The organism is Nonomuraea antimicrobica (assembly GCF_039536965.1).
In the GTDB taxonomy this organism is placed as follows: Bacteria; Actinomycetota; Actinomycetes; order Streptosporangiales; family Streptosporangiaceae; genus Nonomuraea; species Nonomuraea antimicrobica.
Window position 1 is genome coordinate 1 of record NZ_BAAAZP010000264.1, and the last position, 1,201, is coordinate 1,201.

3 protein-coding genes are annotated in these 1,201 nt (G+C 70.2%); all 3 read left to right on the forward strand.

Annotated features, from left to right (window positions below; genetic code table 11):
• Positions 1-427: hypothetical protein (locus ABD844_RS52335; RefSeq protein WP_344897619.1), on the forward strand; the 427-nt coding region annotated here is incomplete at its 5' end.
• Positions 424-849: a hypothetical protein gene (locus ABD844_RS52340; protein WP_344897622.1), complete on the forward strand. Its 426-nt coding sequence runs from the start codon at positions 424-426 to the stop codon at positions 847-849. The genes ABD844_RS52335 and ABD844_RS52340, both read left to right, overlap by 4 nt.
• Before the next feature lie 132 nt (positions 850-981).
• Positions 982-1,201, forward strand: a 220-nt coding sequence (locus tag ABD844_RS52345) for a hypothetical protein (RefSeq protein ID WP_344897625.1), incomplete at its 3' end; no start/stop codon positions are given.

Sequence of the window (1,201 nt, forward strand, 5' to 3'; positions counted from 1 at the left end):
AGAGCGGGGACGAACAGGGGACCGCCCCCGCGGGTGGGACGACGTTGACGAGCTGATGCCGCTCGGCTGGCGCATCGTCGCCGAGTTCCAGAGGGCGGGGACGAACCTCACGCGCGACACCCTCAGGGAGGCCATTCGCGCCACAGGGACGAAGGTTTCCACCACCCGCGCCACGACTCTGCTGCAGCGGCTCCGTTCTGAGGCCCCGGCGGAACCGAACTTGAGGACTGACGACGGGGACCGTCCCCCGGGGACGAGCGGACTGTCCACGGTCGCTGGCCGGGACGAGGACGGGACGAACGGTAGCCCGGCCCTCAGGGACGGGCAGGTCTCGTCCCCTCCTGTGACAGAGGACGAGACGGGGGCGAACCCCGGCGCCGTCCCCGAGAACGACACCACCAACGACACCACCGGAGACACCGAATGACGCCCATCACCAACCCGGCCGTCGCCATGCAACTGCCCGTGTGGGACCACGTGACGGACCGACTCGTCATGGCCGAGATGTTCTACGAGCCCACTCGGAACCCGCACATGCTGCGGATCGAGCTGGAGGACTGGCCGATCCCGTTGGACGTGCCGCTGCGCGTCCTCACCCAGGGCCTGGAGGAGCCGACCCGCAGCACGGAGATGTCGCAGCTCCCGATGCGGGACAACGAGCACGTGCTGTGGTCCATCCGGTGGAACCTCGCCGCGCAGGAGAGGCCGGTCGAGCTGCGCATGCTCCGGGTGCCACGCATGGCGCTGGTCTGGCACCTGACACAGGTGAGCCGACACGGCGCGCGAAGCGCCCGCGTGGACTGGGACGGCGAGTACGAGCGGCTGTGCCGGGAGCACCGGTGGAGGTAACGCTACGTGAGCGGCGTGGGAAGCGTGGCAGGGGCTGCCGCTGCCGGTGGCGTTCCGGGTGGCGGCGTCGCTGGTGGAGAAGGGCCAGGCGCGGATGGTCGATGGCCGCTACGTGAAGATGCGGAGGGCGTCATGATCGTATTACTGCGGAGCGCGTTGGTGGCGGTGTGGCTGGCCTGGTCGCAGGTCCTTGGCGTGCTCGCCGGCGTGTCCGACCCGGACCTGCTGATCGTCGTGCCCGCCGCGGTGCTGGTGGCGGCCTGCCTCGTGCCGCTGGTCGGCGTGGGCGCCAGACCGTATGCGGTAGCGCTGACGCTCACGGCTGCATGGTTGCTGGCTGTCGCCACGTGGG